A 20427-nucleotide genomic window follows, 5' to 3' on the forward strand; every position below is an offset into this window, starting at 1 on the left:
CCGCACGGCGTGCGGGCGGCCTCGGGGCGCCGTCGCCCGGGGCGGGTCTCAGCCCTGCTGGAACAGCTCGGCCGGCAGCGGCTTCAGCAGCGCGTACAGGTCGTCGGTGATCGGCCTGTCCCAGCTGGCGATGGTGACCAGCACCCCGTCGCTGCGGTCGAACTGCACGCAGGAGATGCGGCTTTCGGAGAGCTTGATCCGCCGGACGATGAGCAGGTTGTCGCCCTGCATCACGGGCGTGTCCTCGGCACCGGTCACCTGGACGGGCTCGTCGTTCTCCAGGGCGATCATCAGCTGGGCGACCTCGAAGGGGACCTCGCCCTCCCCCACCTCGCGCGCGGGCGAGCCCTCGGGAAGGTTGCCGATGATCATCGCGGGGCCACGGCCGCCGAAGAGGTCGTAGCGCAGGAACACGCCCTGGCAGCTGCCGTCCGGGGCGGGGAGCAGACCGGCGCCCAGGTTGCCGGGCCAGTCGCCCGGGTCCATGGCCAGGACATCGAAGTCCGGGCCCGCGGGTGTGGCGGCGCTGCGGCGGCGGAGAAACGACATAACCGCCATGGTACGTGCACGGACCGGCCCGGCCGAGCCGGGGCGCCCCGCGCCGCGGGCTCCGTCGCCGTCGCGGGACCGGGGTCCCGCGGGCGCCGCCGGAGGGGGATGAACGCCGGCGGACCGGCGGCCGTATCCCTGGACGCATCCGTGCTGTGTACGGACAGGTGTTCCCGGACCCGCCGGCCGGGGGCGCTCCGTGCCGGGACGCCGTACCGACAGGTGAGGAACAGCCATGGACGACAGCGCCATCCCCGCGTTGCAGGCACTTCCCGACGGCGAGGCCGAACTCCGCCTCACGGTCCGCTTGGGGTGGGAGGATCTGGCGGCCCTGGGACAGGAGGCCGGGCGGCTCTCCGCCCGGATGCAGCGGCCGGTGACCCTGGACGAGGCCGTGGCGCACCGGCTGCGGGGACGGGCCGCGGCCGGGCCGAAGACGGCCGGGGCCGCGGCGTCCGCCCCGGGCGTCACCGCGGAGCGCGGCCAGCAGCTGCCACAGGCGCCGTCTCCGGTGTCCTCGCTCACGGCGCGCTCGCCCGGGGAGCACGCCCGCCAGGCCATCGAGAAGATCAACGCCACGGGGACCGCGGGCCAGGACGCCCGCCCGACCTCCGCCTGACCGGACACCGGCGGCGGGCCGGACGGCAGGGGGCGGCCGTCCGGCCCGCCGCCGGATCGCGACCGCCTCTCGGGCGGGCGCGGGCGACCCTCCGCCCTCCCCTGCCGGGTCCGCGGCCCGCGCGTCCCGACGGCGCCCGCGCACCGCCCCCGGGGCGGCTCAGTCCTCGCCCAGGGCATCGAGGATCTGCTCGCCGCCGAAGATCCCCAGGCGCTCGCGGTACAGCTCCAGGGGAACCCCGTTGGGGTCGCGGAGGTACAGGCTGTCCTCCACCCCCCGGTCCGGACCCGCGTAGTCGACCCCGGCGCGGTCGAGCGCCGCGCGGGCGGCGGCGAAGTGCTGCGCGTCCACCGAGAGGGCCAGGTGCTGCACCCCTCCGATCGTCTCGTGCGCCTCGGGGTGCTCGTGGCCGGGGAAGTCGAAGAAGCCGAGCAGGTTGCCGTGCCCGAGGTCGAAGAAGAAGTGGGTGGAGCCCCGGTAGTCGCGGTTCTCCACGATCTCGACCAGCGGGAAGCCGAGGAACTCCTGGTAGAAGCGGATGGTCTCCTCCACGTCGCGGCAGATGAAGGCGGCGTGGTGGATGCCGCGCGCGGTCGTGGCCGGACGCTCGGCGGGCGCGTGGAGGTAGCGCCGCCTCAGCTCCTCGCGCCGGGCGCGGACGGCATCGAGGGCGGCTCCCTGGGGCTGCGGCATGGCGGACTCCTTCGACGTTGCGGCGGGCGGTGCCGGTCGGCCGCCGGGCGGTCGGGAAGCCCGCGCAGCCATCTGATTGAGGCGTCAACTTTCCTGGGCATTCTTCCCCAGCGCGGAGCGCCGCGCCCGCACTTCCCCGGACGGCCGCGCGCCGCGGCCGGGGCCGGGCAGCCCCCTTGACGGACTCGCGGCCGGGCTGGGTTACTTGCCCGGGAGAACGACCGAATGATCGGTCGTCCGTTTCGGGACGGGAGCTGGCGGATGGCGGACCTGCTGGACGCGGGGGAGCGACTCGGACGCGACGAACTGGCCGCCCTCCAGCGGGAGCGGCTGCGGGCCACCCTGCGCCACGCGTACGAGAACGTCCCCTTCTACCGGAAGTCCTTCGACGACGCGGGGGTGCGCCCCGAGGACCTCCGCGCCCTGGAGGACCTCGCGCGCTTCCCGTTCACCACGAAGGCCGACCTCAGGGACAACTACCCGTTCGGGATGTTCGCCGTCGACCGCTCCGAGGTACGGCGGATCCACGCCTCCAGCGGGACGACGGGGCTCCCCACGGTGGTCGGCTACACCGAGCGCGACCTGGACACCTGGGCCGACGTGGTGGCCCGCGCGCTGCGCGCGGCGGGCGTCCGGCGCGGCCACACCGTCCATGTGGCCTACGGGTACGGGCTGTTCACCGGCGGGCTGGGCGCCCACTACGGCGCGGAGCGGCTCGGCTGCACGGTGGTCCCGGCCTCGGGCGGCATGACGGCGCGCCAGGTCCGCCTGATCCTCGACTTCCGCCCCGAGGCCATCATGGTCACCCCCTCCTACATGCTGACCCTGCTGGACGAGTTCGAACGCCAGGGGGTGGACCCGCGCAGCACCTCCCTGAAGGTGGGCGTCTTCGGCGCGGAGCCCTGGACGGAGGCCATGCGGCGGGAGATCGAGGACCGCTTCGCGCTGGACGCGGTGGACATCTACGGGCTGTCGGAGGTCATGGGCCCGGGCGTGGCGCAGGAGTGCGTCGAGACCAAGGACGGTCTGCACGTGTTCGAGGACCACTTCCTGCCCGAGATCGTGGACCCGGTCACCGGTGACGTGCTGCCCGACGGCGAGCGGGGCGAGCTGGTCTTCACCTCGCTCACCAAGGAGGCGATGCCCGTCGTGCGCTACCGCACCCGCGACCTCTCCCGCCTGCTCCCGGGCACGGCACGCACCTTCCGGCGGATGGAGAAGGTGACCGGGCGCAGCGACGACATGGTGATCCTGCGCGGGGTGAACCTGTTCCCCACGCAGATCGAGGAGCTGGTCCTGCGCACGCCGTACGTGGCACCGCACTTCGAGCTGCGGCTCACCCGGGAGGGCCGGATGGACGCGCTGACCGTGCGGACCGAGGCGCGGGCCGGGGCCACGGCCGACCAGCGCGCGGAGGCCGGCCGCCTGCTGGCCGACGCGGTCAAGGACGGGATCGGGGTGACGGTCCGTGTGGAGGTCGCCGCCCCCCACACGCTCGAACGCTCGGCGGGCAAGATCCGGCGCGTCGTCGACCTGCGCGACGCGCCGGGGTCCTGAACACGGGAAGGCGGCGGCCTGCCGATACTGGTGGGCGGGTGGCCGCCCTCGATGTTGCGTAGACGGAGCTTGGGAATCGCCGTGCTTCGGCGGCCTGATACGCGTCCTGACCAGACTCAAGGGGCGCCGGAGCCGAGCCCGTGGGAGACATGATCACCCCGGATAGATTCCACGTAACTTTTAAGATGCTCAAACGCCGGATGTTCGGCCGAGCCGGCTTCGCGCTCCTGCGGAAACGGGTTCTCCTGGCCAGCCGACCACAGCCACCCATATGGTGACGGGGACGAGAGAAGATGCACCATGGATCCCCGCATACCCCGCCTGCGTCGCAAGCTGGCCGCGATCCCTTTCCAACCACTGCGCAGCCACTCCTTCGGAGAAGAGCAACACAAGTTCCGCCTCGGTCCGAAGCTGGCAGAAGCACGCGTCGCTGCGTTCGAGACCGAGCACGACATCGCCCTGCCCGACGCCTACCGGCAGTTCCTCACGCACATCGGCGGCTCCGGCGCCGCGCCGTTCTATGGCCTCATGCCGCTGGAGCGGTGTTCCCTGCTGGTCATGAACCCGCGTGAGGAACCGGGGGCACCCCGCGGATTCGACGACGCAGAACCCGGGGGACACGAACGCGACCTCTTCCTCCACGTCATCGAAATGGGCTGCACCGACGTATGCGTCATCACGGTGACCGGTCCCCTCACCGGCCGCGTCCTCATCGGCAACAGCGACGGATTCTGGGGTCCCAACGTTTCCTCCGCCACCGACTTCCTCGACTGGTACGAACGCTGGCTCAACCACATGAGCGCCGGACGCGACAACCGGGCCCTCGAACTCACCTCACCCCAACTTCGCGCCCATCCAAACCGCCATCGCATGGCCCCGAAGATCTGACTCTCCGTAACCGCTCCACGGAAAGTGAGCCAGAACCCACAATCGGGAGACCGAGGAGCGGTGGGCACTGACACGCTGCGCGCGTGTCGAAATCGTACGCACGGCCGATCTTGAGGACCGGGGATCTGGCCGAGGCACTCCAAGTGGTCCGACCGGCTGCCGGAGTTGGCCGACACCCGTAGCGTCGAGTGGACCTGGAGGCCGTTGCCCGGACACCTGCTGAGTCGGCAAGGCTGACGGCAGTCGTGCCGGAGGCTGACCGGTGAACGCGAGAGCCAGGCAGGCCAGGTTCTTCACGCGAGAGTGGAACCGCCGCTGACCACCTACCGGCATTCCCGTCCGCCTGGTGTCGACCGCTCGACGTGGCGGAGGCGTTCCTGACTGCCGCAGGAAGCGCATCGGCCATGGTCCGCTGGGACTTCGACGTTTGGCCGGCAGCGCCGGAAGTCAAGCTGTGCCGCGGCGGGACCAGGGGCGCGTACATCACGCTGGCGCCCCGTGCCCTTGACCTGCACCTGGATGAGCCCGCCGATGTTCACACCGTGTTCGTCCACGAAAGGCAGGCCGAAGCCGAACGTGCATCCTGGCTGGCCGCGACGCAGGCCGGTTTGCGGGTGATCGGCGAGTTGGTCGTGGCACCGCTCTGACGGAGTACGAGATGGCAGCCCGACCCACGGCGCCGGAGTAGCAGGCCGATTGCATGGCGAAGCAGCTGCCCGGGGAATCCGGGCTGTGGCACCCCTTTCAGGAGAGCGGCGCTGAAAGCGGAAGTAGGTCAGCACGTCTCGGCGACGTGGAGCCGGTGGAGAGCGACAGGTCGGCAGGACACGGGGAGACTGCCAGTCAGGTCTGGCAATGAGCCTCGGAGTCGGGCGCGAAGCCTGTCGGCGCGGCGCAACAGCCCGGCGCCGGCTCCGGAACCCCGGCAAACGGGGTGCCCGGGTTCCGTCCACCGCTTCCTACACTGCCACTCACCGCCCGAACTACGGCTCGCACGCCACGCCGTCGTCATCGCGGTCGAGATGCGGTGCATACCCAGGCTCGCCCCGGAAGAGCGGTGCGGCCCCGGCCGCCCGCGCCTCGTCGCAGTTGTCGTAATACACGTCCGGTGCCGGTTCCTCACTCGTCGTCTCGGGCGCGGCGGTCGTCGTCTCCTGTGTCGGTGAGGGTGTCGCTGGCTCGGGCGATGCGGGCGACGGAGTCGTTGTGGGCGTGGGCGTCACCTGCTCGGGTGGCCGCGCTGAGGGCCGTTGAAGGGGATCCGGGTCCGGGGAGTCCGATACGGCCGGCGGCGGCGTCACCGGCGGCACCGCGGGCTCTTCGCCGACACCGAGCGCGCCGAGGATCAGGCCGAGAACGAGGAACGACACCAGCAGTGCCCCAGCAGTGGCCAGGGTCCGGCGCACCCAGCCCCACGCCGCCCACCGCCGCCGCAACCGCCACACCGGGCCCCGCCTGCCACCGCCTGCCATCTCGACTCCAGCCGCTCGATACTCCCGCTTTCAGTGCATCACCAGCGCCCCAGCCACGCACGTCGGTGGCAGGGGTGGACTAGGAACTCCCTTAACAGATCACTGACGGAGAGATCGCAGGACCTGCTGGTGGCGACGAAAGCGCTGCCTGGGACGATGCGCCTGTGAGCTACGACCTTGCTGTGCGGAACGGCAGCCGTCCATCGGCAACCGTGCTGCGAGCTCGACGTGTGACGAGCTCTACGAGCGCTGCCTGAAGTCGGACGATAGAGCCGGGGCAGTATCCGAGTACGCCGCTGCACTGGCCCGCGAGCACGGACTGGTCTGCTTCGATCCGTAGGGAGAGTACCTTCGGCCGTGAGCTGCCTGTTCTTCAGCGAGCGGACCAGAGGAAGATGTCCGCGATGAGGAGACCATCACGGTAGACGGCGGCGGTCGTCTCACAGCGGGTGGCCAGGCCACGCCAATCCCTGAGGCGGTTGGGGAGTTTCTTATGGATCACTGGACGACTACCGAGGTACTGATGATGTGATGGATCCATGCGACCTGGGCACTGTCTGACCAGGAACCACAGCGAGGTGTGGCACGACCGTGCGCTGCCGTCGGGCACTGAGCGGATCGGGTTCTGGACGGTGCTGCGTGGCTCTCTCCTGCCGGTCCTTGTCTGGACTGGGGTGGCATGCTTCATGTACTTCGTCTCCGACCCGATCGCAACCACGGTCCTCGGCGGACTCTCCGCCTTGTCGTTCAGCGTGGGATTCGCGCTGCGCCGCAGGGAAAAGCACTCTGTTCGCTGCAGCGCCTACGGTTCGCCGGGCGGAGTACTCGACACGTCCATGGCCGGGTTCTGAGCGTTGCGGGGCGGGCGCCTGCCATTGTCCTGAGCATGTTCACCGACGCCCCGTGGGCGCCCGAATCGAGCCCCTGCTGCCGGACCGGGCTCCGCCCGAGGAGGGCGTTCCTCAACGGCATCTGCCTGAGCCAACCCGGCGGCGAACGCACGTGCCCAGGTCCCGTCAACCGGCGCTGCATCCCCACCCGCTACGAGAAGACCTCCACCGTCGGCCTCGCCGGGCTCGAACGCTCGGCGGGCAAGATCCGGCGCGTCGTCGACCTGCGCGACGCGCCGGGGTCCTGAACACGGGAAGGCGGCGGCCTGCCGATACTGGTGGGCGGGTGGCCGCGGCGCGCGCCGGGGCGGCGGGGCCGGTCCGCGTCGCAGGCGGGCGGGTGGCACCGTGCGCGGCCCGCAGTCGGCCGGGCGCGTCCGCCCGGCCCCGCCGAAGGAGGACCACGTGCCCGAGCAGCCGACCCGCCCCGCGGTGGCCGCGTTCGTCGAGGCGCTGAACGCCGGTGACAGAACCGCGTTCCGCGCCGCCCTGACGGACGACGCCACGATGGCGGACGACGGGACCGAACGCGATCTGGAGGCCTGGACGGAGAAGGAGATCTTCTCCTCGAACGGCCGTCTGGAGGTGGAGAGCGTCTCCCCCGACGGGCTGTCGCTCACGGCCCGGTACACCAACTCCACCTGGGGCAGCATGCGCACCTCGTGGCGGTTCACCGTGTCCGACGGGAGGATCAGCCGCTTCGAGACCGGCCAGGCCTGACGCGCCCGCCCCGGCCGGTCCGGCGGGCACCCCGCCGGACCGGCTCAGGGGCTGATGGCCAGGAAGACGAAGGCCGCCAGGATCGACAGGTGGACACCCCCCTGGAGCAGGGTGGCCCGGCCGGGGACGACCGTCAGGGCGCCGGTGACCACCGTCAGCGCCAGCAGGACCATATGGGTGGCCGTCAGACCGAGCACGAGAGGGCCGTCCAGCCAGACGGTGGCGACGGCGATGACGGGGATGGTCAGGCCGATACTGGCCATGGCGGACCCGAGCGCCAGGTTGAGGCTCTGCTGGACCCGGCCCCGGCGGGCGGCGCGGACGGCGGCCAGCGCCTCCGGGAGCAGCACCAGCAGCGCGATCACGATGCCGACCACGGCCTGGGGCAGGCCCGCGGAGGCCACGGCGGACTCGATCGTCGGCGACACGGCCTTGGCGTCGCCGACGACGGCCACCAGAGACACCACCAGCAGGGCCAGGCTGGCGGCGGCCGCCGACCGCGAGGGCACGCCGGCGTGGTCCTCCTCCGTCTCCGCGGGGCCCTCCGCCGTCTCCGCGGGGTCGGCGGCCGGCTCGCGCCCGCCGGTGACCTGCTCGCGCTCGTGGGTGACCGGCAGGAAGTGCTCGCGGTGGCGAACGGTCTGCATGGTGACGAACAGCGCGTAGAGGGCCAGCGAGGCGACCGCGGCGAAGGCGAGCTGCCCGGTGGAGAACTCGGGCCCCGGCCTGCTGGTGGTGAAGGTCGGCAGCACCAGGCTGAGGGTGGCGAGGGTGGCGACCGTGGCGAGCGCGGCGCCGGAGCCCTCCGCGTTGAACACCGCGAGGCGCCTGCGCAGCGCGGCCGTGAGCAGGGACAGGCCGACGATCCCGTTGCAGGTGATCATGACCGCCGCGAAGACGGTGTCGCGGGCCAGCGTGGCGCCCTTCGGGCCGCCGTCGACCATCAGGGTGACGATGAGCGCGACTTCGATGACGGTGACGGCGACGGCGAGCACCAGCGAGCCGAACGGCTCGCCGACGCGGTGCGCGACGACCTCGGCGTGGTGCACGGCCGCCAGCACCGCCCCGGCGAGGAACACCGCGACCACCGCGACGGCGGCACCGGGCAGGGTCCGACCCCAGCTGAGCACGAGGGCGACCACCGCGAGCACCGGGACCCAGTCCGGCCACCGGCGCACCGCCACCGTCCTGATCTTCGTCACGCCCATGCAGGCCAGGCTGCCAGCGCCGGGCCTCCGGCGCGCGCCGGGACCGGGGGCGCGGGCCCCGTCCGGGACCCGGTGGCGGGCGCGGGGAGCGGGTCGCCGGGTGCGGGCGGCCGGGACCTTCCGCCGGCCGTCCCGCCGCGCGGTGCGCCGCCGTGTCCGCGGCGTGCGGCCGGTGCCCGGAGCGGAGTTCCGGTCACCCGAGGACGCCCGGCTCCCGGCGCGTGGTTGACAGTGGCCGTCCGCCGGAAGGACAGTGCCACGTGTCGCGGCCCCCCGAAGGACTCCTTCCGGAAGGATTCCGAGCATGACCGCCGGTACACCGGACGCAGGGAGCAGCCCGATCGGCAGACGAGGAGTGGGGAAGGGGGCCCTCGCCCTGGGCGGCGCCCTGGCGCTCGCCTGCGCACCGTTCGCGGGAACGGCGGCAGGCGCCCCGGGGGGCGGTTCCGCCTCCGGTGCGTCCGGCCCGCCGCCCGCCTCCGGTGCCGGGCGCGGGCCGGTCCTGCGCCACGGGACACCCGAGCGGCGGGACTGCTCGCGCCGCACCTCGCGCGGTTGGCCGAGGACGCCACGCGGTTCCTGGACCCCTCCCCCGACCGTCCCTGGTACGCGGGGGCCGTCCTGCTCGCGGGCCGCGGCGGGACGGTGGCCCTGCACCGGGCCCTCGGCTGGGCGGTGCGCTACGCGGCCTACGACGAGGTGACGGACACCGGTGTGGAACTGCCGGCCGCCGAGCGGATCCCGATGCGCGAGGACACGGTCTTCGACCTGGCCTCGCTCTCCAAACTGTTCACCTCGGTCCTGGCCGTGCAGCAGATCGAGAGGGGTGCGCTGGGCCTGGAGGAGCGGGTCGCGCGGCGGCTGCCGGAGTTCGGGCGGTCCGGCAAGGAGGCCGTCACGGTGCGGCAGCTGCTCACGCACACCTCCGGGCTGCGGTCCTGGATCCCCTTCCACCGGGAGCCGACGCGGGAGGCCCGCCTCGAACTGCTGTGGCGGGAGGCCCCGGTCGGCGCGCCCGGGTCCCGCTACCTGTACTCCGACCTGAACCTCATCACGCTCCAGCTCCTGCTGGAGGAGGTCACCGGCCGCGGTCTCGACGCACTGCTCCACGACGGGATCACCGCCCCGCTCGGGATGCACCGCACCCGGTTCAACCCTCCGGCCGCGTGGCGGCCGGAGATCGCCGCGACGGAGGACGCCCGGCCGCCGTGGTCCGGCCTGGATCGCGGCATGGTGTGGGGCGAGGTGCACGACGAGAACGCCTACGCCTTCGGCGGGGTGGCGGGTCACGCGGGGGTCTTCTCCACCGCCTGGGACCTCGCGGTGCTGGCCCGCACCCTGCTCAACGGCGGCGCCTACGGCCGCAGCCGGATCCTCGCCGCCTCCTCGGTCGAGCTGATGTTCACGGACTTCAACACCGGCTTCCCCGGGGACGGGCACGGGCTGGGCTTCGAGCTCTACCAGCACTGGTACATGGGGGCGATGGCCACCCCGCGGACCGCGGGCCACACCGGCTTCACCGGCACGAGCATCGTGCTCGACCCGGACAGCGACTCCTTCCTGATCGTCCTCGGCAACTCCGTCCACCCGGTGCGCCGCTGGCGCTCGGGCAGCGCCCCGAGGGTCGCGGCGGCCGACGCCATGGCCCGTGCGGTCCCGGTGCGCCCCGCCCGCGGCCGGACCGCGTACTTCGCGGGGATGGCGAGCGGCACGACGGCCACCCTCGCCCTGCCCGCGCTCGGCCCGGGCGCGCGCACCCTGCACTGCGCGCTGTGGTGGGACACGGAGCCCGGCGCGGACGCGTGCTTCCTGGAGGCCTCGGCGGACGGCGGGGGCACCTGGGACCCGGTCCCCTTCACCGCGCGGGCGCCGGACGGCGGGTGCCACCGGTACCCCGGCGGTGCGGTCGGCGGGTGGTCGGGCCGCCGCTGGCACCGCCTGTCGGCGGACCTGTCCGGGTGGCGCGGGGCACCGCTTGTGCTGCGCTGGCGCTGCACCACCGACGGGCGGTACGTGGGACGCGGGGTGTACGTGGACGGCATCCGGGTGGTCGGCGAACGGGGGCGGCGCCTCTTCGACGCGTCACGCCCCCGGGACGCGGCGAGGATCGCCGCGGACGGCTGGACGGCGTCGCCGGACTGACGCCGCCTCGCCTCCGCCGCTGGCTCGCGGCGCTCGGCCGGTGGCCGCCGGCGGGGGGCGGCCCGGCACCCGGGGGGCACGGGGTCAGCGGCCGAGGACCGCCATCGCCGCGTTGTGCCCCGGGACGCCGCTGACCCCGCCGCCGCGGACCGCGCCCGCCCCGCACAGGAGGATGTTGGGATGCGCCGTCTCCACGCCCCACCGGCCGGCGTCCGCCTCGTCGGCCGCGTACGGCCAGGACAGGTCGCGGTGGAAGATGTGGCCGCCCGGCAGCCGCAGTTCGCGTTCGAGTTCCTGGGGGGTGCGGACCTCGATGCACGGCGCGCCGTCGGCGTCGCGGGCCAGGCAGTCGGCGAGCGGTTCGGCGAGGTGGCCGTCGAGTTCGGCGAGCGTGGCGGCCAGCAGGCGGTCCCGTACGGTGTCGTGGTCCTCCGTGAAGAGCCGGGCCGGGGTGTGCAGTCCGAACAGGGTCAGGGTGTGGTGGCCCTCGGCGGCGAGCCGGGGGTCCAGGATGGTCGGATCGGTCAGGGAATGGCAGTAGATCTCCGACGGGGGCGCGGTGGGCGGCGTCCCCGCGGCGGCCTCGCGGTAGGCGGTGGCCAGTTGCCCGTACCCCTCGGAGACGTGGAAGGTTCCGGCGAAGGCGTCCGTGCTCGCCACGGCGGTGTCGCGCAGCCGGGGCAGGCGCCTGAGCAGCATGTTGACCTTCAGCTGGGCCCCCTCGGGCCGCTGACCGGGCGGAAGCGGCTCCTCGCCCAGCAGCCCGGCCAGTTCCTGCGGGGAGGCGCCCACCAGGACGTGCCGGGCCCCGACCCGGCCCTCGGCCTGCCCGGCGCGGAAGGCGACCTCGGCCCGGGTCCCGTCCGTGGAGATGCCCGTGGCCTCGTGCCCGGTGGCGAGTTCCGCACCGCCCGCCCGTGCGGCCCGCGCCAGGGCGTCGGTCAGGGCGCCCATCCCGCCCACGGGAACGTCCCAGTCCCCGGTTCCGCCGCCGATCACGTGGTAGAGGAAGCAGCGGTTCTGGCGCAGCAGGGGGTCGTGGGCGTCGGCGAAGGTCCCGATCAGCGCGTCCGTGAGGACCACACCGCGTACCAGGTCGTGGCGGAAGCGCCGCTCGATCTCCACACCGATCGGGTTCTCGAACAGGGCCGCCCACGCGGCGTCGTCTCCGATGCGGGAGCGCAGTGCCTTCGCGGTCGGCAGCGGCCGGGTGAGGGTGGGGAAGACGGCCTCGGCGACCCTGCGGGTCATGCCGTGGAACTCGCGCCAGGCGGTGTACTCGCGTTCGCCGCCGGTCAGGCGGGAGAAGGAGTCCGCGGTGCCGGGCCCGCCGACCAGGAGGCCTCCGCCGCCGTGGGGCGTGTAGGAGGAGACGGTCCGCTTGCGCACGGCGAAGGACAGCCCCAGGTCGCGGACGATGTGGGCGGGCAGCAGGGAGACCAGGTACGAGTAGCGGGAGAGCCTCGCGCCGACCCCGGCGAACGGGCGGGTCGAGACGGCGGCTCCGCCGGTGCTGCCGCGCCGTTCGAGCAGCAGGACGGAGCGTCCCGCGCGGGCGAGGTAGGCGGCGGCGACGAGGCCGTTGTGGCCGCCGCCGACGATGACGGCGTCGTACGAGGCGAGTGCGGGCATGGGCCGGACCCTAGCGGTTCGCGGCACGCCCGGCGACGGTGCCGGGCGGCGCCGCTGTCCGGATTCCGGCGGCCCGGGCGGACCGGCGCGCACCGGGCACGGCGCGGGGCGGGGCGGGGTCAGCGGAGCCGGGCGCGGGCCGGGGTCAGCGGGCCGCGGGTCCGGAAGGCGCTCCGCGCAGGGCGGCCACCGTCCGGTAGACCTCGGCGGCCTCCGCGCTCCGTCCGAGCTGTTCGAGGCAGTGGGCCTCGTCGTTGCGGCTGGCGAGGGTGTCGGGGTGGCCGGCGCCCAGGACCCGCTCCCGGTCACCGGACACCGCCCGGTAGACGGCGTGCGCCTCGTGCCAGCGGCCCAGCCAGCCCAGGCCCACGGCCACCTCGCGGCGGCTGATCAGCGTGTCCGGGTGGTCGGGCCCCAGCACCCGCTCGCGCAGCGCGCACACCTCGCGCGCCTCGGCCAGGGCCTCCTCCCAGCGCGCGAGGCGGCCGAGGTTCACTCCGAACGTGTGCCGGGCCCGCAGCGTCTCGGGGTGGGCCGCCCCGTTGACCCGCGTGCGGTCGGCGACGAGGGCCCGGTAGGCGTCGAGCGCCTCGGCGCTGCGCCCGAGCCGCCCGAGGCTGATCCCTGCCTCGTAGCGGGCGGCGAGGGTGTCGGGGTGGTCCGGGCCGAGCGCCCGGGCCCGGGCGGCGGCGACCTCGCGGTAGGTGCCCAGTGCCTCGTCCCAGCGGCCGAGGCGGCCGAGCGCGTGGGCGACCTCGTACCGGGTGACCAGGGTGTCGGGGTGCGCCGCGCCCAGGACGCGCGTACGGGCCGCGGCGACCTCGTCGGCCGCGAGGTAGGACTCCTCCAGGCGGCCCAGGCGCCCCAGGCTGAAGGCCAGGTTGTGCCGGCAGCGCAGGGTGTCGGGGTGCTCGGTGCCGAGCGTGCGCTCCCGGGCCGCGAGCACCCGGGCGTAGAGCCGGTGGGCCTCCGGGTGGCGGCCCAGCTGGCCGAGGACGTAGGCGGTCTCCTGCCGGGCCGCCAGGGTGTCGGGGTGGTCCGCACCGAGCCTCCGCTCGCGCGCCGCGGCGACCTCGGCGTGGAGGGCCAGCGCCTCGGCGGCGCGCCCGCCGCGGCCGAGGCCGACGGCCGCCTCGAAGCGGCTGGCGAGGGTGTCGGGGTGCTCGGCGCCCAGCAGGGCGGCGCGCTCGGCCGCCACGGAGAGGTGCGCCTCCGCGGCCTCCTCCCAGCGCCCCTGGCGGCCCAGGTGCAGGGCGGCCGCGTGGCGGTCGGCCGAGGCGGCCGGGCTCGCGGGGACCGGGAGGGTGCCGGGGTGGTGCCCGCGCGGGCCGGGACCGACGGTGCTTCCGGACGGCGGCGCGGACTGCTCCCGGGCGGCGGGGGCGGGCGGGAGGGCCGAGCCGTCGGGGGTGGCGGGCCCCGGCTGGTCGGGGACGCGCCCGAGGGCGGGCGGGCGGGTCCAGACCGCGGTGAGCGGCGAGGGCCGCCCCGGCCCGGACGTACCGGGGCGGGTGCCGGCCTTCGGCCCGGGGCCCATGCGGCGCGCCCAGAGCGGCAGTGCCGGGAGCGCGGGAGCGTGGAGGCGCGACGGCGCGGTGGCGGCTCCGGCGGGGTGGGGGCGCTGGAGGACGGTGGTGCCGCCGAGCGGGTGGGGGTGCGCCGTCGGCGCGCCCGCGGCGAGGCGCAGGCTGCGCAGCAGTTCGCCCGCGTCGGCGGGCCGGTCCTCGGGGGCCTTGGCCAGGAGCGACAGCACGGCCCGTTCCAGGAACTCGGGGATCTCGGACCGGACCTGGCGCAGGGGGGCCGGAGCGGTGTCGCGGTGGCCGACGAGGACGGCCCAGGTGTCGTCGTGGTCGAAGGGGGGCGCCCCGGTGGCCAGCTCGTACAGGACGCAGCCGAGCGAGTACAGGTCGCTGCGGTGGTCGACGGCACCGGCGCCGATCTGCTCCGGCGACATGTAGTGGGGGGTGCCCATGGCGATGCCGGTACCGGTGACACGGGAGCTGAAGCCGATGTCCGCGCCGAGGCGTGCGATGCCGAAGTCGCAGATCTTCACGGCGCCGCCGGTGAGCCGCATGATGTTGGCGGGCTTCAGGTCCCGGTGGACGATGCCCTGGTCGTGGGTGTAGGCGAGGGCGTCGGCGACCTGGTCGGCGATGTCGACGACGTCCGTGACGGGCAGCGGCGCCTGCCGGCCCGCCTCCAGCAGCTGGCTGAGGTTGCGGCCGTCGAGGAGTTCCATCACGAGGTAGAGCACCCCGTCGTCGTCCCCGAAGTCGTGGACGACGGTGACCCCGCGGTGCTGGAGGGCGGCGGCGACGCGGGCCTCGCGGCGGAAGCGCTCCTTGAGCGCGTCGGCGAGGGGGCGGTCGGGTTGCGTGCCCAGCGGCTTCAGGCACTTGACGGCGACACGACGGCCCAAGGACTCATCGTGTGCACGCCACACCTCGCCCATGCCGCCGCGCCCGATGCGTTCGAGCAGCCGGTACCGGCCATGGATCAGCCTGGTCTCCGCCATCTCGTGAAGTCGCCCCCGTCGTCGTTGCTCGCCCTCCCCTGGCCGTCCAGTATGGCGGCCTGTCCTCGCAGTTTGTACGGGGTGGGGCCGCAGGTGGAGGGGCGGCGCGCCATCGCATTCGGAATGTGACTTCCTGCGCGGCCCACGGGACGGGAGGGGCCCGGCCCGGCCGCCGCCTCCCGGCGTCCTGCGGTGCCCCGCCTCGGGAGGCGGCGGGGTCGCGGGGCTCCTCCGCGCACCCGGGCCGCCCTGACGGTGTGCCGGCTCCTCCCCGGCCCCGCTGCGCGGGGGCCCCGCGCCCCCGGGCCCCCGCGGGGGCCGGGTGCCGTCACGCGGCGTTTCGGGCGGCCGGGGCGGCGCGCTCCACGGTGAGTTCCGCGGTGGCGGTGGTGCCGCCCGCGGTGACGGCGAGGCGGACGGTGCCCGGTCGCAGGGCCGTGAGCAGCCCGGTGGCCGGATCGTAGGCGGCCGTGTGGCGCGGCCGGGCACCCTCGGGACTCCCGATGTGCAGGCGGGGCGATCCGGTCCAGTCGGCGCCGACGGGCCAGGCGACCGGGACCCTGCGGCCCGCCTGGACGATCTCCGCGCGGACCGGTGCGGCCTCGCCCGTGCGCAGCACTGCGGGGGCCGCCAGTTCCAGGGCGTCGGTGCGGGGGCGGGTCTGCACGGAGATCCAGTCCGGCCCGGGGCCCCACGGGGCACGCCGTACCGCGGCCTGCTCGTCCCGGTCGACCCGGTCGACGCCCACCAGCGACCAGCCGGTGAACCCGCCCGCTTCCGCGGGGCCGGCCGGGCTCTTGGCGGAGTTGCCGTTCACCAGGTAGGGGACCCCCTCGACACGGGAGGCGTGGAAGACCCCGGCGTGGGCGCCCACCAGGGCGGCGCCCTTGCCGGTGGTGCGCCGGAAGGCGGAGAGCCAGTCCTCGACCATGGCGGCCTCCTTGCGGTCGGCCAGCCGGCTGGCCTGCTGGGGCGCGGGGTCCCTCGGGGGGACGTGCTGGACGACGACCACGGAGGAGACGTCCGGGTCCCCGGCGGCCTCGTCGAGCCGGTCGCGGAAGTTGCGGACCTGTTCCAGTCCTCCCCCGCGCAGGGTGAGAGAGGAGGTGTCCAGGGTGATGAAGCGGGTGCCCCGGTGGTCGAACACCCGGTGCGCGGGACCGAACTCGGCGGTGAAGGCCTCGATGCTGCCGCCCATGACCTCGTGGTTGCCGGGGACGTACGTCCAGGGGAGGCCGTCGCCGAGTTCCTCGGTGAGCACCCGGCGGGCGAGGGCCAGGTCCGCGGGGCTGCCCTCGTCGACGAGGTCTCCGGCGACGACGAGGAGGTCGGGGCCCGCGGCCCTGATCTCGCGCAGCGTGCGCCGCGCCTGGCGTACCAGGGGGCCGTCGGGGTCCCGGGCGACGAACTGGGCGTCGGACATCACGGCGAAGCGCCAGTCGCGTGCGGCGGTGGCCGCCGGCCCGGCGATGAGCGGGTCGGTGACACGGGGCGGGTCTGGCAGCTCGACGGCAGGGGGCACCAGGGCGTCGAGGCCGTCGACGGCGACGCTGCCGGTGTACTGCCTGGCGGCTGAGGTCTCGGCCAGGTAGAAGCGGTGCACGGTGAGCGGGGCGGCCGCCGCGGCGGGGACGTCGAAGGACACCCGCCGCCAGCCGTTCCAGGTGATGTGCGGCCCGCGCAGCAGGTGGTCGGTGCCGGTGGCGTCCCTGAGGTGGAGGGTGGGCCAGGCGCCGCGGCCGTCGCCGCGGATCCACAGGCCGAGCCATCCGGGGTGTCCGGGCAGCGGCAGGGGGGAGGGAGGCGAGGCGTAGGCGGCACGGGTGGCGGTCGACCGGGTGAAGTCGTAGGCGAGTTCCAGGCCGGTGCCCTGGTGCCCGTGGGGCGTGGCGGTGACCGAACCGGTGGCGCGCGCCTGGCTGAACGTCCAGTCGGCGGCGTCGTCGCAGGTGCTGACGGACCGTTCGGCGAGGCCGACGGCGACGCCGACGACGGCGGTGCGGCCGCCGGCCCGGGCGGTGACGGTGCCGGAGGTGCCGGCACCCGCGCGGGCCGTGACGGTGAACGAGCCCTGCCCGTCGGGGCGCACGTCGAACAGGGCGCGGTCGTACTCCAGCCGGACGTCGGCCGGTTCCACGGGGGCGCTGTTGCCCTGGGCGTCGTGGCCGACGAGGCCGAAGGCGCCCGAGGCCGGGGCACCGGCGAGGCCGAGGCGCCGGACGGTGGGGGTGATCCGGGCGAGCGGCCCGAGGACGGCCAGGCGGAGGCTGCCCCGGGCGGGACCGAGTTCGGCGCGGACCTCGGTGGCGCCGGTGCGCAGGGCGTGGAAGACGCCGTCCGCGTCGACGCGTCCGACCCGGGGGTCGCGGGTGCGCCAGCGCGGGGTTCCCTCCGCGGGGCCGTAGGTCTCGTCGTACCCGGCGGCGGTGAGCGCACGGGTCAGCCCGGGGAACACCCGCTCCGGACGGCCCCCGCGGACCGGGCCGGAGGTCGGGGCGGTGTCCGCCGGGGTCGCGGTGGCCACCCGGAAGCCGTGCAGGCGGCCGCTGCCGTCGGGGGCGGTGAGGGCCAGGCCGTTCGGGACGGGCCGCTCGGCTCCGTCGGAGGGGCTGTTCTCGACGGGCAGCGCGTCGCTGCCGGGCAGCCGTGCCAGGAGTGTGGAGGAGCCGCCGCCGTCGAGGTTGAGCGCGTTGCGGGCACCCGCCGCGCGCATCATCCGGCCGAGTTCGGTGAGGGTGACGCCGCCGCTGTCGGCCTGTCTGCCGTCGACGGTGAGGACGTGCATCCGGCGGCCGTCCGCGGAGAAGCCGACGGCGGTGCGCGGCGCGGGGACGTTGTTGCCCGCGCCGTCGTGGTTCTGCGCGACGCCGTCGACGACCAGCAGTTCCCGTCCGCCGACGGCGGTGCGGGGCAGCGGCCCGCCGCCGGTGCGCGGCCGGAAGGCCACCGCCACCGGGTCGCCGGGGCGCAGCGCCCGCAGGACGGCGGCGCCGGCCTCCCGCCCGGTCAGGACCGTGGTCCCGGCCGGGACGGGGCCGCCGCCCGTGCCCTCGTGCACGGAGACGACCCTGCCGCCGCGGACGACGGCCTCGGAGGCCGGGGCCCCGTCGACGGTGAGTGCCCGGTCCGCGGTGCCCCAGGCCGGGGTGTAGGCGCCGATCCCTCCGGGGGGCACGTCGGCCGCGTTGTAGGCCGCCAGAGGGTGGGCGGATCCGTCGGGCAGGGTGAGCGTGCCCTCGAAGTACAGCTCCAGGACCCGTCCGGCGCCGCCGGGCCCGAACCCGGCCGCGCGGTGTGCGCCGGTGGCCGGCGAGTGCGTGGCCCGGCCGTCGCGGATGCCCGGGCCGAGCGGCGCGCCCGTCCCCGTGATGTCGAAGAAGTCCCCGTTGAACGCGGCCACGGTGCGCCGCCCGGGGCCGGGGTCGTGGCGGGCGGCGAGTTCGCCGAGGGTGGTGCGCTCGGCGACCAGGCCGGAGGAGAGGTAGTCGGCCCGCACGGTGCCCGCGCCGAGGTCGACGGTGAGTTCGTCCACCCGCAGCCAGGCGGTGGCCTCGTAGCGGTCGTAGGAGGTGAGGCGGATTCCGGGGGCGACGGGGCGGACCGTGCGCGCCGTCTGCACCCCCCCGGGTTCCGCGACCGCTGCGGGGGTGCCGCCGGCCGGGACGGGGGGCGGGCCGAGGGGGCGGGCGGCGGCGGGCGGGGTCGGTTCGGGGGTGAAGGCCGAGGCGGGGGTGGCGGCCCCCGAGGCCAGGGCGGACAGGACCACGAGCGGCACGAGGATGCGCCTTGCTCTGCCAGAGCCCACAACGTCTCCCGTGGATAGGCCGGTTGAGGACGTGGATCGCGCTGCCGGGACAGTGTCCCGGCGCGCCGGGGGCGGACGGCGCCGGTGGGGGCGGCTGCCGCCGTCGGCGTGCGGACGCTCTGGCATCCTGGCGGGCTCGGGCGCCGGGAGCGGGGGCACACGCCGGGGCCGGGGCGGCGGTTCCGCCCGACGACGCAGCGGCGGGGTCCGCGCGCCCGGTGCACGGGCGGCGGCGGTGGTGGTGGCGCGCGGCTGCACCGGGCCTCGGCCGGGCCGTGCCCTGGCGGAGGGAGGCGGCCGGGCCGTGACGGCCCGGCCGCTCGTCCCGCTCCGCCTCTGCGCCGCGGCGGGAGGAGCGGGGAGGCGCTGTGGTCAGCCCTGGGTGCTGCGGCGCCTGCGGGAGGCCCACATGATGCCGGCGCCGGCGGCGACGACCACGGCCGCAGCGCCCGCGATCAGCGGGGTGGAGCTGGAGGAGCCGGTCTCGGCCAGGCCGGGCTCCGAGGGGCTCGGCGCCGGGGTGGGGGCCTCGGTGCCCGGGGTCTCGCTCGGTGTCGCGCTGGGCGCCGGGCTGGACTCGCTCGGCGACGGCGTGGGCTCGCTCGGGCTGGGGGTGGGCTCCTCGCAGACCGGTGCGGTCTTGGTCTCGTCGCGCGAGAACTGATCGCCGTCCTGGGCCACGACGACGAGGCGGACCACCACCTCCTTGTCGTGCTCGGGCAGTTCGAGCACGCGCTCGAAGTCGTTGGCGAAGGTCTCGGTCGGCAGCAGGTCCTTGCCGTCCACCGTGACCGTCACCGTGTTCTCGGTGCGGTTGCCGTAGTTGGTCAGCTTGATGTCCACCTGCTCGCAGGTGACCGACCACGTCGGGGTGTGGGCCGCGGCGGGCACGGCCGTCAGGCCGACGCCGAGGGCACCGGCCGCGGCCGCGGCGACGAGGGCCGCCGAGCGCCGCAACGCCCTGTTCTTCTCTCTCACTTGGATCCTCCACGAAGACACGCCACCACTGCTGGCGGTCCGCGCACCCTACCGCCGTACGGGGGAGATAAAGCATCCGCCCCAAACATTCCCGGGGGGACGACGGCTGATTTCACGTCATGCGCCCACGGGCCCGACCGGGGCACCGCGCACCCCCGTTCCGCGCCGTCGCGGTGGCCCGGCTCGGGGCCCTCCGGCGCCTCGTCCGCCCGCCCGCCGCTGCGGGGCTCAGGTGTCCCGGTCGCCGCGCTCCCGCGCCCGCAGCCACAGCGGCAGCACGAACCAGCACAGGACGAACCAGGCGACCATGGCCCCGACCAGCCACAGCGCGTCCGCGTCGGCCACGGCGACGCGCAGGATCAGCAGCAGTGCGCACGCCATCGTGCACAGGAGCAGCAGGAGCGCGACGACGGTCAGGCGGGAGGCCCAGTCCACCGTCTGCGGCTTCAGACGGCGGCCCGTGACCGTGCGGTGGAGGGCGACGGGGGCGACCAGGGCGCCCGTGGTGGCCGCTCCGAGCAGCACGGTAACGGTGTAGATGGCCCGGTCCGTGCCGGAGAGTTCGGAGAAGCGTGGCTGAAAGGCCACGGTGAGCAGGAAGCCGAAGAGGATCTGCACGCCCGTCTGGGCGACGCGCAGCTCCTGCAGGAGGTCGATCCAGCGGCGGTCCGCCCGCTCCTCCTCGGTCTCGTGGCGGCCGCGTGGTCCGGCCCCGTGCGGGCCGCGTTCCACGTCGGCATCCCGGGCGGGCGAGGC

16 protein-coding genes and 1 pseudogene are annotated in these 20427 nt (G+C 75.0%); 8 read left to right on the top strand and 9 right to left on the bottom strand.

Going from position 1 to position 20427, the window contains the following annotated elements; all coding sequences use genetic code 11:
• Positions 1-48: 48 nt before the first annotated feature.
• Complete coding sequence (locus NPS70_RS09405; RefSeq protein WP_256523632.1) at positions 49-549, bottom strand: hypothetical protein; 501 nt, start codon at positions 547-549, stop codon at positions 49-51.
• 235 nt (positions 550-784) lie between these two features.
• On the opposite strand from NPS70_RS09405, the gene NPS70_RS09410 reads away from it, so the two are divergent.
• Positions 785-1168, top strand: a complete 384-nt coding sequence (locus NPS70_RS09410) for a hypothetical protein (protein ID WP_256523633.1) — start codon at positions 785-787, stop codon at positions 1166-1168.
• Positions 1169-1327: 159 nt separating this feature from the next.
• Here NPS70_RS09410 and NPS70_RS09415 read toward each other — a convergent pair whose 3' ends face one another.
• Entirely contained in the window at positions 1328-1861 is a 534-nt protein-coding gene (locus tag NPS70_RS09415; RefSeq protein WP_256523634.1) for a VOC family protein, read from the bottom strand.
• A 261-nt stretch (positions 1862-2122) separates the two neighbouring features.
• Here NPS70_RS09415 and paaK point away from each other — a divergent pair, with 261 nt between their 5' ends.
• The 3 genes from paaK to NPS70_RS09430 all read left to right on the top strand — a co-directional run bounded on the left by paaK (position 2123) and on the right by NPS70_RS09430 (position 4953).
• A complete protein-coding gene (gene paaK, locus NPS70_RS09420) occupies positions 2123-3418 on the top strand; it encodes a phenylacetate--CoA ligase PaaK (RefSeq protein ID WP_256523635.1) in 1296 nt (431 codons plus the stop codon).
• A 300-nt stretch (positions 3419-3718) separates the two neighbouring features.
• On the top strand, positions 3719-4306 hold the full coding sequence (locus tag NPS70_RS09425) for an SMI1/KNR4 family protein (RefSeq protein WP_256523636.1): 588 nt from the start codon (positions 3719-3721) through the stop codon (positions 4304-4306).
• Positions 4307-4668: 362 nt separating this feature from the next.
• Entirely contained in the window at positions 4669-4953 is a 285-nt protein-coding gene (locus NPS70_RS09430; protein ID WP_256523637.1) for a hypothetical protein, read from the top strand.
• 336 nt (positions 4954-5289) lie between these two features.
• Here NPS70_RS09430 and NPS70_RS09435 read toward each other — a convergent pair whose 3' ends face one another.
• Entirely contained in the window at positions 5290-5778 is a 489-nt protein-coding gene (locus NPS70_RS09435) for an excalibur calcium-binding domain-containing protein (protein ID WP_256523638.1), read from the bottom strand.
• Between the two features lie 674 nt (positions 5779-6452).
• Here NPS70_RS09435 and NPS70_RS09440 point away from each other — a divergent pair.
• The 3 genes from NPS70_RS09440 (at position 6453) to NPS70_RS09450 (ending at position 7388) form a co-directional block, all read left to right on the top strand.
• Positions 6453-6629, top strand: coding sequence for a hypothetical protein (locus NPS70_RS09440; RefSeq protein WP_256523639.1), 177 nt, complete (start codon positions 6453-6455; stop codon positions 6627-6629).
• 35 nt (positions 6630-6664) lie between these two features.
• Positions 6665-6916, top strand: coding sequence for a hypothetical protein (locus tag NPS70_RS09445; RefSeq protein ID WP_256523640.1), 252 nt, complete (start codon positions 6665-6667; stop codon positions 6914-6916).
• Positions 6917-7073: 157 nt separating this feature from the next.
• A complete protein-coding gene (locus tag NPS70_RS09450; protein WP_256523641.1) occupies positions 7074-7388 on the top strand; it encodes a nuclear transport factor 2 family protein in 315 nt (104 codons plus the stop codon).
• 44 nt (positions 7389-7432) lie between these two features.
• Here the strand turns inward: NPS70_RS09450 and NPS70_RS09455 are convergent, their stop codons facing one another.
• A complete protein-coding gene (locus NPS70_RS09455; protein ID WP_256523642.1) occupies positions 7433-8596 on the bottom strand; it encodes a calcium:proton antiporter in 1164 nt (387 codons plus the stop codon).
• 304 nt (positions 8597-8900) lie between these two features.
• Here NPS70_RS09455 and NPS70_RS09460 point away from each other — a divergent pair.
• A pseudogene (locus NPS70_RS09460) lies at positions 8901-10738 on the top strand (serine hydrolase).
• Between the two features lie 84 nt (positions 10739-10822).
• On the opposite strand, the gene NPS70_RS09465 reads toward NPS70_RS09460, so the two are convergent.
• The 5 genes from NPS70_RS09465 to NPS70_RS09485 all read right to left on the bottom strand — a co-directional run bounded on the left by NPS70_RS09465 (position 10823) and on the right by NPS70_RS09485 (position 20403).
• Positions 10823-12370 (bottom strand): NAD(P)/FAD-dependent oxidoreductase, encoded by a 1548-nt coding sequence (locus tag NPS70_RS09465; RefSeq protein ID WP_256523643.1) that lies wholly within the window; start codon positions 12368-12370, stop codon positions 10823-10825.
• Between the two features lie 145 nt (positions 12371-12515).
• On the bottom strand, positions 12516-14888 hold the full coding sequence (locus tag NPS70_RS09470; RefSeq protein WP_256523644.1) for a serine/threonine-protein kinase: 2373 nt from the start codon (positions 14886-14888) through the stop codon (positions 12516-12518).
• 328 nt (positions 14889-15216) lie between these two features.
• On the bottom strand, positions 15217-18663 hold the full coding sequence (locus tag NPS70_RS09475) for a phosphodiester glycosidase family protein (protein WP_256523645.1): 3447 nt from the start codon (positions 18661-18663) through the stop codon (positions 15217-15219).
• A 402-nt stretch (positions 18664-19065) separates the two neighbouring features.
• On the bottom strand, positions 19066-19671 hold the full coding sequence (locus tag NPS70_RS09480) for an LAETG motif-containing sortase-dependent surface protein (protein WP_256523646.1): 606 nt from the start codon (positions 19669-19671) through the stop codon (positions 19066-19068).
• Positions 19672-19899: 228 nt separating this feature from the next.
• A complete protein-coding gene (locus NPS70_RS09485) occupies positions 19900-20403 on the bottom strand; it encodes a DUF6328 family protein (RefSeq protein ID WP_256523716.1) in 504 nt (167 codons plus the stop codon).
• Between the last annotated feature and the right edge of the window lie 24 nt (positions 20404-20427).

Origin of the sequence: Streptomyces sp. C10-9-1, from assembly GCF_024497955.1 — a bacterium.
Taxonomy (GTDB): Bacteria; Actinomycetota; Actinomycetes; order Streptomycetales; family Streptomycetaceae; genus Streptomyces; species Streptomyces sanyensis.

Coding starts and splice junctions, on each gene's coding strand:
- NPS70_RS09405 (WP_256523632.1), bottom strand. CDS start 549: ATGTCGTTTCTCCGCCGCCGCAGCGCCGCCACACCCGCGGGCCCGGAC.
- NPS70_RS09410 (WP_256523633.1), top strand. CDS start 785: ATGGACGACAGCGCCATCCCCGCGTTGCAGGCACTTCCCGACGGCGAG.
- NPS70_RS09415 (WP_256523634.1), bottom strand. CDS start 1,861: ATGCCGCAGCCCCAGGGAGCCGCCCTCGATGCCGTCCGCGCCCGGCGC.
- paaK (WP_256523635.1), top strand. CDS start 2,123: ATGGCGGACCTGCTGGACGCGGGGGAGCGACTCGGACGCGACGAACTG.
- NPS70_RS09425 (WP_256523636.1), top strand. CDS start 3,719: ATGGATCCCCGCATACCCCGCCTGCGTCGCAAGCTGGCCGCGATCCCT.
- NPS70_RS09435 (WP_256523638.1), bottom strand. CDS start 5,778: ATGGCAGGCGGTGGCAGGCGGGGCCCGGTGTGGCGGTTGCGGCGGCGG.
- NPS70_RS09445 (WP_256523640.1), top strand. CDS start 6,665: ATGTTCACCGACGCCCCGTGGGCGCCCGAATCGAGCCCCTGCTGCCGG.
- NPS70_RS09455 (WP_256523642.1), bottom strand. CDS start 8,596: ATGGGCGTGACGAAGATCAGGACGGTGGCGGTGCGCCGGTGGCCGGAC.
- NPS70_RS09465 (WP_256523643.1), bottom strand. CDS start 12,370: ATGCCCGCACTCGCCTCGTACGACGCCGTCATCGTCGGCGGCGGCCAC.
- NPS70_RS09470 (WP_256523644.1), bottom strand. CDS start 14,888: ATGGCGGAGACCAGGCTGATCCATGGCCGGTACCGGCTGCTCGAACGC.